Origin of the sequence: Sanguibacter sp. HDW7 (genome assembly GCF_011300875.1) — a bacterium.
In the GTDB taxonomy this organism is placed as follows: Bacteria; Actinomycetota; Actinomycetes; order Actinomycetales; family Cellulomonadaceae; genus Flavimobilis.
Genome location: NZ_CP049862.1, coordinates 2,766,205 through 2,780,614 on the forward strand (window position 1 = coordinate 2,766,205; position 14,410 = coordinate 2,780,614).

The window sequence follows — 14,410 nt, forward strand, 5'->3', positions numbered from 1 at the left end:
TTCCACCTAGACCGTTCAGCGGGATCCCGCAGGCACTTCCGGATGCGCGCAGCAAGTTTGGGTGATAAGAGACTTGCTTGATTCGCCACGGACAGGGCATCTAGGGCGTGAAAAATCCGCCGAGGCAGGCAGGACGTGACTCGCGCCACTCTGTCGCCCGCGCCCATATTCACCCGCTCCGCGAGGCTGTCCGGGAGCCTCGAGGCGTGTCCGCCCTCAGTAGATCCTCAGGGACCAGCCGGTGATCGCCTCAGGGTTACCCACGCCCTCGAGGCTCACCGTGAGCGACGACCCTGAGACGACTCCGACCGTGCCGAAGCGCTTCCACGACTCCGAGCCGTCGGTCGAGTAGGCGACCTCGTAGGTCCTGCCCGCGCACGCCTCCGCGATGCCCGCGAACTCGACGGTCGCGACACGCCAGGGATCCTCGCCGACCGCCGCGACGACCGGTGCACCGTACGCGACGACAACCGCGTCCCGGTCCTGGCAGCCCGCGGTCGCACGAACGCTGCCTTGCTGGAGACTGCCTGTGCCCCACGGGAGGTCGAGCCACGTGGCCGAGGCGAGCGAGAGCCCTACGACCCCGGCAAGCGCGACGAGGGCCGCTACGACGCGCCGCGCACGGCGCGGGTCGGTGGCGCGGAGCATCGTCACCTCCAGGGACTCTGAATGGCGCGTCGATCGCGGCTCACGCCTCCGTCGAGCACGTCTGGTTCTCACTATCGGTCACCGCCAAGCATCGTGTAGGCCTGCACCGCGCGCGACCGCCACAGACCTCGCACGACGCTCACGAGGTCACTCGTTCGACGGCAGATGGCCGAGCCCGGTGATCTTCTCCCGCGTCACGGGGATCCGCGCCCACAGGTGCGCATGGTGCAGCGCCGTCCCGTCGACCTCGCCCGACGTGATGCGCGACGCCTCGACGTCCGAACCCAGGACGAGCGTCCCGCCCGCTAGCTCGACCCGCTCACGCAGCCGGCGCGTGCCCGAGCCGTGCGTCGCCCGGTGCACGTCGACGGCTGCACCGTTGTTGGCGACGTCGACGATGATCGTCGCGTCGCCCTCGAGGTCGATCGACACGTCGAACGACGTCGCGTGCCCGTGCCGCAGCCCGTTCGTCACCGCCTCCTCGACGATCCGCACCACGAGCAGGCGGTCCGCAGGCCGCACCTCCGAGTTGCCGGGGTCGTCGAGCTTTCGCAGCCGGTCGCCGATGTGGAGCCGGGTCGCGATGCCCGTCGGCAGGCGCCGCAGCAGCATGCGTACCGCAGGCACGACGCCGATCTCGATGCCCTCCGGGTAGAGCATGCGGCTCGTCGCCCGCACATCGTTCTCGCGGATGTCCTCGAGGTCGTTGCGCAGCGCGACGAGCGGTGCGATGTCCTCCTCGCTGCGGTCGCGCCGACGCGCCTCCGTGATGAACATGTCGACCTGCACCGTCGCGATGACGAGACGCTGCTGGAGACTGCCGTGGAGCCCCTCCGCGATCGAACGTCGGACGCGCACCTCCTCGGTCTCGAGCGTGCGCAGCGCGAGCTCGCGCTGGTAGGCGGCGTCGGCCGCGAGCCTGGCCTCGAACCGCTCGCCGCGGCGCACGGAAGCGTAGGCGAAGCCGAGGCACGCAGCGCCCAGGCAGAACGCGAACCCTGAGATCGTCTCGACGCTGAGGATCCCCGGAGCCTCAGGGAGCTCGTGCGCGAGGACGAAGAGCCCGAGCCGCATCCCCGCCGCGATCGCGGACGCGAGGACGATCCCCGGCAGCGCCCCCCCCAGCCGACGCGCCCGGTAGGCGGGGACGACCGCGAGGACGAGCGCGAGGACGACACCCGTGAGAACGTTGATGAGGAACCGGGTCCACGACGTGACGATCGCGGCCGGCAGCTCGAAGAATCCCTGTGCCCACAGGTAGGCGCCCGTCACCGTGTAGAACGTCGTGATGATGACGAGGGACGCGACGACGTGCGCGAACCTGTCACGACGGTCCTCGACGGGGGTGGTGGTGCCCATGCACAAGTATCACCACATGCCGTCACCTACGGGAGTACCCGGGCACGGCACTCTCCGAACGGCGCCACAAGGGCGCTCCTGGGTGAGCCACGCGCCCCGCACGGGGGACGTTCGGCCCAGGTACTCCCGTCCTGGCCCGTCAGACGCGATACTGGGGCGATGGAGAACGGTGGAGGTACCCTGCGCGTCGCGGTCGTCGAGGACCACACGCTGTTCCGCAGCATGCTCGAGCACCTTGTCACCGAGGTCTCGGACATGTCGCTCGTCTGCTCGGTCGAGACCGCGACGGAGGCGCGGGCCCGCATCACGCCGGGCTCGACCGACGTCGTCATCCTCGACGTCGACCTGCCCGACGGCAACGGCATCGGGCTCGGCATGCTGCTGTGCCGCGCCGATCCCGCGCTCAAGATCGTCCTGCTCTCCGCACAGGACGCGATCGACCTCATGCTCGACCTCCCGCGCGACATCGCCGGCAGCTGGAGCTACCTGTCGAAGACGTCGACGAACGACTCCGACTCCCTCCTGCGGGCGGTGCGCATCGCCGCCGCGGGCGGCTCGACCCTCGACCCGGTGCTGCTCGAGCGCATGAGGCCGCGCGCCGGCTCACGCGTCGCCCAGCTCACCGACCGTCAGTACTCGGTCCTGCGACTGCTCGCGTCCGGCCTGTCGAACGCGGGGATCGCGCACGAGCTCGGCATCGCCGAGAAGTCCGTGCAGAACCACGTCAACGCCGTCTACTCGACCCTCGGCATCGACGCCCACCCCGACCGCAACCCCCGCGTGAGCGCAGCACTCCAGCTCATCGAAGAGACCGGGCCCGCCTGACGGGTCGCCTCGGGGGACGACGCGGGCCCCGGAACCCGCAAGGGTTCCGGGGCCCGCGTGCGCGAGCCGCCTGTCGGGTTCGAACCGACGACCTTCGCTTTACAAGAGCGGTGCTCTACCAGCTGAGCTAAGGCGGCGCGTCCTCACGGACGTGCGGCCACGAGTGTAGCGGCCCCGGCGGGCGCGGCCGTGACGACCGTGCCCGCCGGGGATCGCGTCAGCCCTTCTTCGCGGCGTCGACCGCGGCGCGCAGCTGCGTCTGGTCGCGCCAGTCGCCGTTGAACTTCGTGCCCCCGACGACGATAGTCGGGGTCGAGAAGATCCCGTCCTGCGTGTGCAGCTTGGTGTCGGCACTCGCCTTCTCCGTCTGGGAGCCGACCCAACGGGCGTACGTCTTGTACGCGTCGAGGTTCGCGATCGCGTCGGAGACCGCGGCGGGCACGCCGACGCTCTTCGCGATGTCGGCAATCTCGCGGTCCGTCAGACCCTTGGAGTTCTCCTCCGGCTGCTTCGCGAACATCGCGGTGTTGAACGCGTCGAACTTCTCGGGCGCCTTCTCTGCGACGTACACGGCAGCAGCGGCCGCACGCGAGGAGAAGGCCGTACCCGACGACAAGCGGTCGAGGATCGTCACCGGGTGGATCACGAGCGTGATGTCGCCGGCCTCGCGCATCTCCGCGAGGAGCGAGGAGTTCGTCTCCTCGAAGACTCCGCACCACGGGCACATGTAGTCGAGGTAGACGTCGACGACGGGAGCCCCCTCGTTCGACGTGCCGGCAACCCCGTCCTTGCCGAGCGAGATGCCGCCGGACTCGGCGACGACCGACGGCGTCGCGAGCGCGCCGGGCTCGGGGAGCTTGGTGGGGCGCGAGGCGATGACCGCCCAGACGATCGCGGCGACGAGCGCGAGGACGGCGACGCCGAAGACGGCGATCGTGATGGTCTTGACGCGCTTCTCGCGCGCGGCCTGCTCGGCGCGCATCGTGGCGGCGAGGGCGCGCGCGCTGTCGCGGCTCGGGACGGTGGCGGGCTTCTTCGAGGACATGGAAGGTCCTTTCCGGGTGGTTCGAGGTGTGCGGGGCTGGTCGTGCGGGTGCGAGCTGGTCAGGCAGCGAGCACGGGCGGGCCCCGGCGCACGGGCACCGGTCCGCCGACGCGCACGCGGGCGCGCCGGAGAAGCGGCCGCGGCGCGAGGCGCACACGACCGAGAGGGGTGACGACAGGGGCCGTCGCGGGCTGGACGAGGCGGCGGCCGACGACGGCGCGCACGGTGCGCAGCGTCGTGCGCAGCGCGGCAAGGAGTCCACCCGCGACGACGAGCAGGAGCATCTGGGCGAGCAGCACGGGCACGGCGATCGTCGCGAGGACGACGGCGACGTCGCCCGGCGCACCGCCGAGCGCGAGCGTGCCGTCCGCGCAGGCCGCGTCGGCACGAACCATCGCGAGGTGCGTCGCCCACCACGCCGGAGCGCCGGTGCCGCTCACGCAGCGCGAGACGACGGAGATCCCGGCGTCACCGAGCGCGAATGCGAGGTGCAGGCTCGCCTGGACGGCGAGGTAGCCGAGCACGAGGGCGGCGCCGACGACGCGCGTGACGAGCGCGACCGCACGGAGGCGCGCGGAGGCGCCGCCGGAGGGGGTCGTCATGCTGCGCACGGGGTGAGGATACTGCAGCAGCCTGCAGAATGCCTGGGAGCGACCTGTGTCAGGACAGATTGGGCGGCCCGCCGAGCGGCGACCAGAAGATCGGCATGCCGACAGCGACGAGCAGCACGCCCACGCCCGTGAGCGCGAGCGCGACGAGCACGACGAAGAGAGTGCCGCCCCGCCCGGGCGCGAGGTGCCCGAGGATGGTCCGCGCGCCCCAGCGTGTCGACCAGCCGAGCGGCCCGAACCACACGAGCAGCAGCCACACGAGCCCGACGACCGCGAGCGCCGCGACGAACACCCACGTCGCGTTCGTCGTGCCCTCGGCGGGGGCGACGAACGCGCCGTGCCCACGCTCCCCCAGCTCGTGCGTCGAGACGACGATGCGGTTTGTCTGTAGGAGCCACCACAGCGGCCCGCCGAACATGGCCGCGACGGCCCCCGCGACGAGCAGCGCCGGCAGGAGCGTGAGCCCCGCCTTGAGGAGGTACCAGGGGTAGGAGATCGTCGCGCGTGCCCCGTCGGCGCGTCCGCGGCCGCGGGCCGCACGACGCGTCCGCACCGCGTCCGACGTCACGCCGACCGAGCGCACCAGGACGACGATGACGACGATCGCGAACATCGCGACGACGGGGAAGAGCCCGAGCGCGAACGCGGCCGGGACCGCGAGCGCGAGGACGGCGACGGGCCGACGGGCGTGCTCGACGTCGTCGGGCACGCCGTCGCCGTCGGCGTCGTGCGTGCTCGCGACCTCGTCGCCGAGCGGGTCACCCTCCCACGCAGGCTCGAGCGCCGTGTGCTCCTCAGCGGACGGCGCGACAGACGCGTCGTCCATCCGGGCCGGCAGCACCTCGGTGCGCGGGGCGTACGGGTTCACCGGGACGACGGCCGTGGCCTCCGCCGGGGGCGACGGGACGTCGTCGGCGGGGAGCGCGCGCGTCGAGCCGTCGGCGCCCGCAGGCAGCGGCGTCGTCGCACCCGCGTCGGGGGCGGGCACGGCGAGCGTCGGGTCGATGCCGTGCGAGGCCGCAGCGGCGGCGGCCGCGAGCGCGACGCCGCCGGTCGGGACGGCACGGCCCGCGACGACGTCGTCGAAACCGGGCAACGGCGGTACCTCGGGCTCGGGGGCGGGTGCGGGCGTGCCGAACGCGCCCGTGGGGACGCGCAGGACGTCGGTGCGGCCGTCGTTGGCGGGGCCGGGACTCGTGGTCACGCGCGGCCCCGCGCCGGAGCCGTACGGCCCCGTGCCCTCGTGCTCGACGACGCGCGCGTCCGGCTCTGCCGGGCGCTCGTCGGCGTCGGAGCGCGCGGCGTGCCCGACGAGGAGCGCCGCAGGGACGGCCGCGTGGGTCTCCCCCGCCTCGACGGCCTCGCGCAGGGCTTCGACGACGTCGTCGGGCGACGTCCGGGCGGACGGGTCCGTGACGAGCGCACCCCGCAGTGCGGCGGCCGTGAGCGGGCCCGCCCCGCCGAGGTCGACGTCGCCCGCGCGCACGCGGCCGAGCACGGCCTCGAGCGGGCGCACGCCGAAGGGCGCGCGGCCCGTGACGGCGAACGCGATCGACGCGGCCCAGCCCCACCAGTCGCCCGCGGGCGACGGGGCGGCGCCGTCGAGGAGCTCGGGCGCGAGGTAGCCGGGCGTGCCCATGACGAAGCCGTGCGACGTCACGCGAGCGTCCGTGACCGCCTGCGCGATACCGAAGTCGATGAGCACGGGCCCGTGGTCCGCGAGGAGGATGTTCGACGGCTTGACGTCGCGGTGAACGAGCCCCGCGTCGTGCACCGCGTGGAGCGCGCGGGCGAGCTTCTCCGCGAGCTCGAGCGTGTCGTGGGCGTCGAGCGGGCCGCCGCCGAGGACCTCGTCCTCGAGGCTCGGGCCGTCGACGAGCTCGGTGACGACGAACGCCTCGTCCGCGTCGACCTCCGCGTCGAGCACCGTGACGAACGCGTCGTCCTCGACCTTGCGCAGCGCCGCGACCTCGCGCACGAGGCGCTCCCGGGCGCCGTCCGTCGCGGCGAGGGAACGGTGGAGGACCTTGAGCGCGACGGGTGTCCCGCCGCCGTCGACCGCGCGGTAGACCGTGCCCGACGCCCCGGCGCCGAGCACCTTCTCGATCGTGTAGCCGCCGACCTCGTCCCCGGCCGTCCGTTCGTTGCGCTCCATGCTCGCAACCTAGCCGAGCGGGTCCGCAGGCGCGCCCGGCACACGCCGTCGGCCCGGGGCGAGGGACCGAGCGCCATGACTTCTCCCTGGGACGGTCAAGGATTGTCAAGGTACGATCGTGGACGGATCCGACGCCCGCGCGCGACGTCCATCGGGACGACCGGCGCGCCGCAGCCGTCGGGACTCGACGCACGACGGAGGAGCGGAACGTTCATGACCGAGGACCTCACCCACGCACCCACGCCCCCGAGCGCCTCAGCGCCCGACGACGGCTACGACCTCGTCGTCGTCGCCAACCGGCTGCCCGTCGACCACGCGGTCGACGCCGACGGCAGCTCCGTGTGGCGACGCGCCCCCGGCGGGCTCGTCACCGCGATCGCGCCCCTCATGGAGGCCGACGAGGGCGCGTGGGTCGGCTGGGCCGGTGCGCCCGACGTCGAGCACGAGCCGTTCGACGCGGGCGGCATCCGCTGCGTGCCCGTCACCCTCTCCTCGGGCGACGTCGAGCGCTACTACGAGGGCTTCTCCAACGACACGCTCTGGCCGCTCTACCACGACGTCATCGCTCCGCCGAGCTTCCACCGCACCTGGTGGGAGACCTACCAGGAGGTCAACGAGCGCTTCGCGCGCGCCGCCGCCGAGGTCGCGGCGCCCGGCGGTGTCGTCTGGGTGCAGGACTACCAGCTCCAGCTCGTCCCCGCGATCCTGCGCCGCCTGCGGCCCGACCTCCGCATCGGGTTCTTCGACCACATCCCCTTCCCGCCCGTCGAGATCTTCGCGCAGCTCCCGTGGCGCAACCAGGTGCTCGAAGGACTGCTCGGCGCGGACGTCGTCGGGTTCCAGCGCAAGGCGGACGCCGCGAACTTCCTGCGCGCCGTCCGCCGTCTCACCGACCGTCAGACGCGACGACACCACGTGCTCGTGCCCACCCCGGACGGCGGCACGCGCGAGGTGCGCGCGGGCGCCTTCCCCATCTCGATCGACGCCACCTCGTTCGACGCCCTCGCCCGCACGCCCGAGGTCCAGGCGCGCTCGCGCGAGATCCGCCACGAGCTCGGCAACCCCGAGGTCGTCATGCTCGGTGTCGACCGTCTCGACTACACCAAGGGCATCCGCCACCGCATCAAGGCGTTCGGGGAGCTCGTCACCGACGGCAGCATCGACGTCGCGTCCGTGACCCTCGTCCAGGTCGCGAGCCCCAGCCGCGAGAACGTCGGCGCGTACATGCAGCTCCGCGAGGAGGTCGAGGGGCTCGTCGGGCGCGTCAACGGCGAGGTCGCCGACTTCGGCCACACCGCCGTCCACTACATGCACCACTCCTACCCGGCCGAGGAGATGGCGGCGCTGTTCTGCGCGGCCGACGTCATGCTCGTCACCTCGCTGCGTGACGGCATGAACCTCGTCGCCAAGGAGTACGTCGCGGCCCGCTCCGACGAGTCCGGCGTCCTCGTGCTCTCCGAGTTCACGGGTGCCGCCGACGAGCTCGGTCGCGGGGCGCTCCTGTGCAACCCGCACGACATCGACGGGCTCAAGGAGACGATGATGCGCGCCGCGTCGATGCCGCGGCGCGAGATGCGCACCCGCATGCGCCGCCTGCGCCGGCAGGTCCTCGAGAACGACGTCGCGCTGTGGTCCCGCACGTTCCTCGACGTGGTCCGCGACCGCGCGACGCACGCCGACCTGTCGCTCGAGGAGCGTCACCCCGACTCCTACGCCGACGAGACGCTCGCGTGACGGCGCTCCCCGCGGACCTCAGGGAAGCGCTCGACGACCTCGCCGCGCTCGCCCGCGCCGGACGGACGGTCGTCGTCGCGTCCGACTTCGACGGGGTCCTCGCCGACCTCGTCGACGACCCCGAGTCGTCCCGGCCCCGGCCCGAGGCCGCCGCGGCTCTCGCCCGGCTCGCGACCGCGGGTCCGCACGCCGTGCTCGCGCTCGTCTCGGGCCGCGACGTCGTGACGCTCGCCCGCCTGTCCGGTGCGCCCGCCGGGACGGTCCTCGTCGGCTCCCACGGCGCCGAACGTGGCGTCGTCGCGCCGGACGGCACGCTCGACGCCCGCCCCCTCGACCTTCCCGCTGCCGACGCCGACCGTCTCGCCGCCGTCGTCCGCGTCCTCGAGGACGTCGCCGAGCGCGCCGAGGGCGCCTGGGTCGAGCGCAAGCCGACGTCGGCGGTGCTCCACGTGCGGCTCGTCGCTCAACCTGCCGCCGAGGACCTGCGCTCCGAGGCGCTCGAACGCGTCCGCGCGCTCGGCGTCGACGCGATGCTCGGCAAGGACGTCGTCGACTGCAACGTCGTCGCGACCTCCAAGGGCGCCGCGCTCACGGCGCTCGGCGCCGAGACCAGCGCCGCCCGCACCCTCTACCTCGGCGACGACGTCACCGACGAGCGCGCGTTCGCCGCGCTCGGTCCGGACGACGTCACCGTGCGCGTCGGGCCCGGCGAGACCGTCGCCCGCTTCCGCGTCACCGGGACCACCGACGCCGCCGCCGTGCTCGCGCACGTCGGAGATGCGATCGTGACCTAGGTCCCACGTGGTACGTCCCACAACTTGTGGCATCATGGGCGACGAACCTCGCGCAGACGCGCGGTTCGTGTCAGAGACGACGCACAATCGAATCAGCACTGACACTCTTCACAACGGATCGTCCGGCACGTACCTGCCGGTGAAGGGAACGGTTACCACCATGGCTACCGTCACTTATGACAAGGCATCGCGGATCTACCCGGGCACCGAGCGCCCGGCGGTCGACCAGCTCGACCTCCACATCGAGGACGGCGAGTTCCTCGTCCTCGTCGGCCCCTCGGGCTGCGGCAAGTCGACCTCCCTGCGCATGCTCGCGGGTCTCGAGGACGTCAATGGCGGCCGCATCCTCATCGGCGACAAGGATGTCACGCACATCCAGCCGAAGGACCGCGACATCGCGATGGTCTTCCAGAACTACGCGCTGTACCCGCACATGACCGTCGCGGACAACATGGGCTTCGCGCTCAAGATCGCCGGCACCCCGAAGGCGGACATCCGTGCCCGCGTCGAGGAGGCCGCGAAGATCCTCGACCTCACCGAGTACCTCGACCGCAAGCCGAAGGCCCTCTCCGGTGGCCAGCGTCAGCGTGTCGCCATGGGCCGCGCGATCGTCCGCCAGCCCCAGGTGTTCCTCATGGACGAGCCGCTGTCGAACCTCGACGCCAAGCTCCGCGTCCAGACCCGTACGCAGATCGCGTCGCTCCAGCGCCGCCTCGGCGTCACGACCGTCTACGTCACGCACGACCAGACCGAGGCGCTCACCATGGGTGACCGCATCGCGGTCCTCAAGGACGGCCTCCTCCAGCAGGTCGGCACGCCGCGCGACATGTACGACACCCCCGCGAACGTCTTCGTCGCCGGCTTCATCGGCTCGCCCGCGATGAACCTCGGCACGTTCAAGGTCACCGGCGGCGTCGCCGAGGTCGGCCCGGCCCGCATCCCCGTGTCGCGCACCGCCCTCGGTGCTCTCGGCGCCGAGGACGGCGGCCGCATCACGCTCGGCTTCCGCCCCGAGTCGCTCGACGTCGTCTCGCAGGCCGAGGCCTCCGCGTTCCCGGTCGAGGTCAACATCGTCGAGGAGCTCGGCTCCGACGCGTTCGTCTACGGCACGCTCAAGGGCTCGCTCGCAGACGCCGACGTCCACTCGGGCGCCGGTGACAACCAGATCATCGTGCGCATCGACCCGCGCAACGTCCCCGCGAAGGGCGAGCGCATCTTCGTCGCGATCCGCCCGGGCGAGGAGCACCTCTTCGGTGCCGGCTCCGGTCTGCGCCTCCCGGCCTGACGATCTGACGCACGCAGGGGCGGTCCGGCACACGCCGGGCCGCCCCTGCGGCATTCCCGCTCCCTATGCTGGGACGTGGGTGCCTCGCCGCACCCACGTCCGCCACGCCGCGACCGAACGAGGACACCCGTGCCCCACCAGCGCCTGCAGATCACCGCAGCCGACCCCGACCCCGCGCTGCTCGACCTGCCCTGGAACATCCCGCTCGAGGAGTGGCCGGCCGACCGCCTCGCCGCCCTCCCCCGCGGTATCTCCCGCCACATCGTGCGGTTCGCGCGGCTCTCGGGCGGCATCATCGCCGTCAAGGAGATCGGCGAGACCGTCGCGCACCGCGAGTACGAGCTGCTGCGCCAGCTGGGCCGCATCGGCGGCGTGCCGTGCGTCGAGCCCGTCGGCGTCATCACGGGTCGCACGTCGGACGACGGCGAGCCCCTCGAGGCCGTCCTCATCACGCGCCACCTGCAGTTCTCGCTGCCCTACCGTGCCCTCTTCAGCCAGGAGCTGCGCCCCGAGACCGCGACGCGTCTCATCGACGCGCTCGCCGTGCTGCTCGTGCGTCTGCACCTCACCGGCTTCTACTGGGGCGACGTCTCGCTGTCGAACACGCTCTTCCGGCGCGACGCCGACCGCTTCGCCGCCTACCTCGTCGACGCCGAGACCGGTGACCTCCACGCGAGGCTCACCGACGGGCAGCGCAACTACGACGTCGACCTCGCCCGCACCAACATCATCGGCGAGATGATGGACCTCATCGCGGGCGAGTACATGGACGAGGACACCGACATCATCGCGATCGGCGACGCCCTCGTGCAGCGCTACAACGAGCTGTGGGCCGCCCTCACCGACGAGGAGACGTTCGGCGCCGCCGAGCGGTGGCGCGTCGCCGCCCGCGTCGAGCGCCTCAACGGGCTCGGCTTCGACGTCGGCGAGCTCGAGATGACGACCGACCTCGACGGCACCAAGGTGCACATCCAGCCGAAGGTCGTCGAGGCCGGGCACCACTCCCGCCGCCTGCTGCGCCTCACCGGGCTCGACGTGCAGGACAACCAGGCACGCCGCCTGCTCAACGACCTCGACGAGTACCGCGCCGCGGCCGACCGCCAGGGCGAGGAGGAGCAGTTCGTCGCGCACGACTGGGTGACCGAGGTCTTCGAACCGACCGTCCGGGCCGTGCCGCGCTCCATGCGCGGCAAGCTCGAGGCCGCGCAGATGTTCCACGAGATCCTCGACCACCGCTGGTACATCTCCGAGAAGCAGCGGCGCGACGTGCCGATGCCGGAGGCCGTCGCGAGCTACGTCGCGAACGTCCTCGCGCACCGGCGCGACGAGCAGCGCCTGCTGGGCCTCGCTCCGGAGGACGCAGCGCTCCAGGAGGACGGCGGCAGCTGGGGCTGACGGGCCCCGCCGGCCCTACCTCCACCCTCACGACGGACCGACGCCTCCCGACCATCGCATGGTCGGGAGGCGTCGGTGCGTCGAGGACCGGGTCAGGCCTGGCGGCGGGTGCGTGCGACCTCGTAGAGGGCGATGCCCGCGGCGACGCCCGCGTTGAGCGACTCGGTCGCCGAGTCGATCTCGATCGACGTGATCGCGTCGCACGTCTCACGGACGAGGCGAGCGAGGCCCTTGCCCTCCGAGCCGACGACGAGCACGAGCGGGTCGTTCGCGTACGGCAGCGCGTCGATCTTCGTCTCGCCGCCCGCGTCTAGCCCGACGACGAAGCAGCCCGCCTTGCGGGCCTCCTCGAGCGCACGCACAAGGTTCGTCACGCGCGCGACGGGCAGGCGCGCCGCCGCACCGGCGGACACCTTCCACGCCGACGCCGTCATCTGCGCCGCACGCCGCTCGGGCACGAGCACGCCGTGCGCGCCGAAGGCCGCGGCCGAGCGCAGCACGGCGCCGAGGTTGCGCGGGTCGGTGATCTGGTCGAGCGCGACGATGAGCGGCGCACGCCCGGACGCCGCTGCGGCGTCGAGCAGGTCGTCGAGGTCCGCGTACTCGTACGGCGGCACCTGCAGCGCAACGCCCTGGTGGATCGCGCCGTCCGTGAGACGGTCGAGCTCGGTGCGCGTCACCTCGAGGAGGTTGACGTTCCGCTCGACGGCGATCTGGAGGATCTCCTTGGTGCGGTCGTCCTGCTCGAGACGCGAGGCCAGGTAGAGGCTCGTCGCCGGGATGTCCGCGCGCAGCGCCTCGAGGACCGAGTTGCGGCCCGCGACCATCTCGTGGGTCGACGAGCGTCCGCCTCCGGTGCGACGCCCGGCCTGCGCGCCCTTGCCCGCGGGGCGCTGCGGCGAACCCTTCGACGCTGCCGCCTTGCGCTTCGCGGCGACGTGGTACGAGCGGTCCTCTGCCTTGGGCGTCGGGCCCCTGCCCTCGAGGGACTTGCGGCCGTGGCCGCCCGTGCCGACGGTGGGGCCCTTCTTGGATCCCGCCTTGCGGACCGCTCCGGGTCGCTTCGCCTTGCCTGCTGCCATCAGAGGTCCTTCGGTGAGTCGGTGGCGAGGGACCAGCGGGCCCCCGTCGGAGAGTCCTCGACGACGACGCCGGCCGCCGTGAGACGGTCGCGCACGGCGTCGGCCGTCGCGAAGTCGCGGTCCGCGCGCGCCTGCGCGCGGCGGGCCAGCTCGGCCTCGACGAGGACGTCGAGAGCGCGCTGCGCCCGGTCGTCGCCCGCTGTGCCCGCCCACGTGGGAGAGGCCGGGTCGAGCCCGAGGACGTCGAGCATGACGCGGACGTCGAGGAGCGCCGCGCGCAGCGCCGCGCCGTCGCCCGCGGCGAGCGCGGAGTTGCCTGCGCGCAGCGCCTCGTGGACGGCCGCCAGCGCGACCGACACGTTGAGGTCGTCGTCCATCGCGTCCGCGAACGCCTGCGGGACGGCCGCTGCCGCGACATCGTCGGCCGTCACGGAGACGTGCTCCGCGGCGCGCTCGACGAAGCCCTCGAGCCGCGCCCACGTGGCCTCGGCGTCGACGAGGGTCTCGTCGGTCCACTCGAGCATCGAACGGTAGTGGACGGTCGCGAGCGCCCAGCGGACGGCGGCCGGACGGGCGTGCTCGAGGAGCTCGGCGACGCCGAGCCCGTTGCCGAGCGACTTGCTCATCTTCGTGCCACCCTGCGTCACCCACGCGGAGTGCATCCAGTGCTGCGCGAAGCCGAGGCCGGCCGCGCGCGACTGCGCCTGCTCGTTCTCGTGGTGCGGGAAGCGCAGGTCGAGGCCGCCGCCGTGGATGTCGAAGCTGTCGCCGAGGTAGCGGCGGGCCATCGCGGAGCACTCGAGGTGCCAGCCGGGCCGGCCGGGGCCGAAGGGCGTGGGCCACGAGGCCGTCGCAGGCTCGCCGGGACGGTTGGCCTTCCACAGCGCGAAGTCGTGCGGGTGGCGCTTGCCGTGCGCGTCCGCGGTCTCCTCGGCCGGCTGGAGGTCCTCGCGGCGCTGGCGCGTGAGCGAGCCGTACTCGGGGAACGAGCCGACGTCGAAGAACACGTTGCCGGGCGTCGTCCTGTACGCGTGGCCGCGCTCGACGAGCCGCTCCATGAGGTCGACCATGTCGGTGACGTGACCCGTCGCGCGCGGCTCGTACGTGGGACGGTCGACGCCGAGCGCGTCGTACGCCTCTGTGAACGCGCGCTCGAAGAGCGCGGCGTGCGCCCACCACGGCCGCCCCGCGGCCTCGGCCTTCGCAAGAATCTTGTCGTCGATGTCCGTGACGTTGCGGACGAGCGTGACGTCGAGCCCGCCCCGGCGCAGCCAGCGCACGAGCACGTCGAACGCGACGGCCGCGCGCATGTGCCCGACGTGGGGCGCGCTCTGGACCGTCGCGCCGCACAGGTAGATGCCGACCTTGCCCGGCTCGAGGGGCGTGAGGTCGCGCAGCTCGCGCGCGGCGGTGTCGAAGAGGCGGAGAGTCACGGGCCCTAGCCTATCGGGCGCGCCCGCGCAGGCCCGCCGCGCGG

General features: G+C 72.7%; 12 protein-coding genes and 1 tRNA gene. 5 read left to right on the forward strand and 8 right to left on the reverse strand.

Annotated features, from left to right (window positions below; translation table 11 throughout):
- Positions 1-216 precede the first annotated feature (216 nt).
- Positions 217-648 carry a hypothetical protein gene (locus G7063_RS12525; protein WP_166414692.1) on the reverse strand — a complete coding sequence of 144 codons (432 nt, stop codon included), beginning with the start codon at positions 646-648 and terminating at the stop codon, positions 217-219.
- A gap of 147 nt (positions 649-795) precedes the next feature.
- On the reverse strand, positions 796-2,007 hold the full coding sequence (locus tag G7063_RS12530; RefSeq protein WP_166414693.1) for a sensor histidine kinase: 1,212 nt from the start codon (positions 2,005-2,007) through the stop codon (positions 796-798).
- 159 nt (positions 2,008-2,166) lie between these two features.
- Between G7063_RS12530 and G7063_RS12535 the strand changes: the two genes are divergently transcribed.
- Positions 2,167-2,832 carry a response regulator transcription factor gene (locus G7063_RS12535; protein ID WP_166414694.1) on the forward strand — a complete coding sequence of 222 codons (666 nt, stop codon included), beginning with the start codon at positions 2,167-2,169 and terminating at the stop codon, positions 2,830-2,832.
- Between the two features lie 64 nt (positions 2,833-2,896).
- Here the strand turns inward: G7063_RS12535 and G7063_RS12540 are convergent.
- The 4 genes from G7063_RS12540 to G7063_RS15140 form a co-directional block, all read right to left on the reverse strand.
- Positions 2,897-2,969, reverse strand: a tRNA-Thr gene (locus G7063_RS12540).
- Between the two features lie 80 nt (positions 2,970-3,049).
- On the reverse strand, positions 3,050-3,877 hold the full coding sequence (locus tag G7063_RS12545) for a thioredoxin domain-containing protein (RefSeq protein WP_166414695.1): 828 nt from the start codon (positions 3,875-3,877) through the stop codon (positions 3,050-3,052).
- A gap of 59 nt (positions 3,878-3,936) precedes the next feature.
- Positions 3,937-4,479: a hypothetical protein gene (locus G7063_RS12550; RefSeq protein ID WP_166414696.1), complete on the reverse strand. Its 543-nt coding sequence runs from the start codon at positions 4,477-4,479 to the stop codon at positions 3,937-3,939.
- 58 nt (positions 4,480-4,537) lie between these two features.
- The gene (locus G7063_RS15140) at positions 4,538-6,643 is read right to left on the reverse strand and encodes a serine/threonine-protein kinase (RefSeq protein WP_206188155.1); all 2,106 of its coding nucleotides are present in this window, start codon (positions 6,641-6,643) and stop codon (positions 4,538-4,540) included.
- A 213-nt stretch (positions 6,644-6,856) separates the two neighbouring features.
- On the opposite strand from G7063_RS15140, the gene G7063_RS12560 reads away from it, so the two are divergent.
- The 4 genes from G7063_RS12560 to G7063_RS12575 all read left to right on the forward strand — a co-directional run bounded on the left by G7063_RS12560 (position 6,857) and on the right by G7063_RS12575 (position 11,851).
- Positions 6,857-8,377, forward strand: a complete 1,521-nt coding sequence (locus G7063_RS12560; protein ID WP_166414697.1) for a trehalose-6-phosphate synthase — start codon at positions 6,857-6,859, stop codon at positions 8,375-8,377.
- Complete coding sequence (otsB, locus tag G7063_RS12565) at positions 8,374-9,171, forward strand: trehalose-phosphatase (protein ID WP_166414698.1); 798 nt, start codon at positions 8,374-8,376, stop codon at positions 9,169-9,171. Before G7063_RS12560 ends, otsB begins: the two co-directional genes overlap by 4 nt.
- A 160-nt stretch (positions 9,172-9,331) precedes the next feature.
- A complete protein-coding gene (locus G7063_RS12570; RefSeq protein ID WP_166414699.1) occupies positions 9,332-10,456 on the forward strand; it encodes an ABC transporter ATP-binding protein in 1,125 nt (374 codons plus the stop codon).
- A 129-nt stretch (positions 10,457-10,585) separates the two neighbouring features.
- Positions 10,586-11,851: a DUF4032 domain-containing protein gene (locus tag G7063_RS12575; protein ID WP_166414700.1), complete on the forward strand. Its 1,266-nt coding sequence runs from the start codon at positions 10,586-10,588 to the stop codon at positions 11,849-11,851.
- Between the two features lie 92 nt (positions 11,852-11,943).
- On the opposite strand, the gene rlmB is transcribed toward G7063_RS12575, so the two are convergent.
- Positions 11,944-12,933 carry a 23S rRNA (guanosine(2251)-2'-O)-methyltransferase RlmB gene (gene rlmB, locus G7063_RS12580; RefSeq protein WP_166414701.1) on the reverse strand — a complete coding sequence of 330 codons (990 nt, stop codon included), beginning with the start codon at positions 12,931-12,933 and terminating at the stop codon, positions 11,944-11,946.
- A complete protein-coding gene (gene cysS / locus G7063_RS12585; RefSeq protein WP_166414702.1) occupies positions 12,933-14,366 on the reverse strand; it encodes a cysteine--tRNA ligase in 1,434 nt (477 codons plus the stop codon). Before cysS ends, rlmB begins: the two co-directional genes overlap by 1 nt.
- Positions 14,367-14,410 lie beyond the last annotated feature (44 nt).

What these genes read in the sequence shown, in the direction of transcription:
- G7063_RS12525 (WP_166414692.1), bottom strand. Translation starts at nt 648, where the DNA reads ATGCTCCGCGCCACCGACCCGCGCCGTGCGCGGCGCGTCGTAGCGGCC.
- G7063_RS12530 (WP_166414693.1), bottom strand. Translation starts at nt 2,007, where the DNA reads ATGGGCACCACCACCCCCGTCGAGGACCGTCGTGACAGGTTCGCGCAC.
- G7063_RS12535 (WP_166414694.1), top strand. Translation starts at nt 2,167, where the DNA reads ATGGAGAACGGTGGAGGTACCCTGCGCGTCGCGGTCGTCGAGGACCAC.
- G7063_RS12545 (WP_166414695.1), bottom strand. Translation starts at nt 3,877, where the DNA reads ATGTCCTCGAAGAAGCCCGCCACCGTCCCGAGCCGCGACAGCGCGCGC.
- G7063_RS12550 (WP_166414696.1), bottom strand. Translation starts at nt 4,479, where the DNA reads ATGACGACCCCCTCCGGCGGCGCCTCCGCGCGCCTCCGTGCGGTCGCG.
- G7063_RS15140 (WP_206188155.1), bottom strand. Translation starts at nt 6,643, where the DNA reads ATGGAGCGCAACGAACGGACGGCCGGGGACGAGGTCGGCGGCTACACG.
- G7063_RS12560 (WP_166414697.1), top strand. Translation starts at nt 6,857, where the DNA reads ATGACCGAGGACCTCACCCACGCACCCACGCCCCCGAGCGCCTCAGCG.
- G7063_RS12570 (WP_166414699.1), top strand. Translation starts at nt 9,332, where the DNA reads ATGGCTACCGTCACTTATGACAAGGCATCGCGGATCTACCCGGGCACC.
- rlmB (WP_166414701.1), bottom strand. Translation starts at nt 12,933, where the DNA reads ATGGCAGCAGGCAAGGCGAAGCGACCCGGAGCGGTCCGCAAGGCGGGA.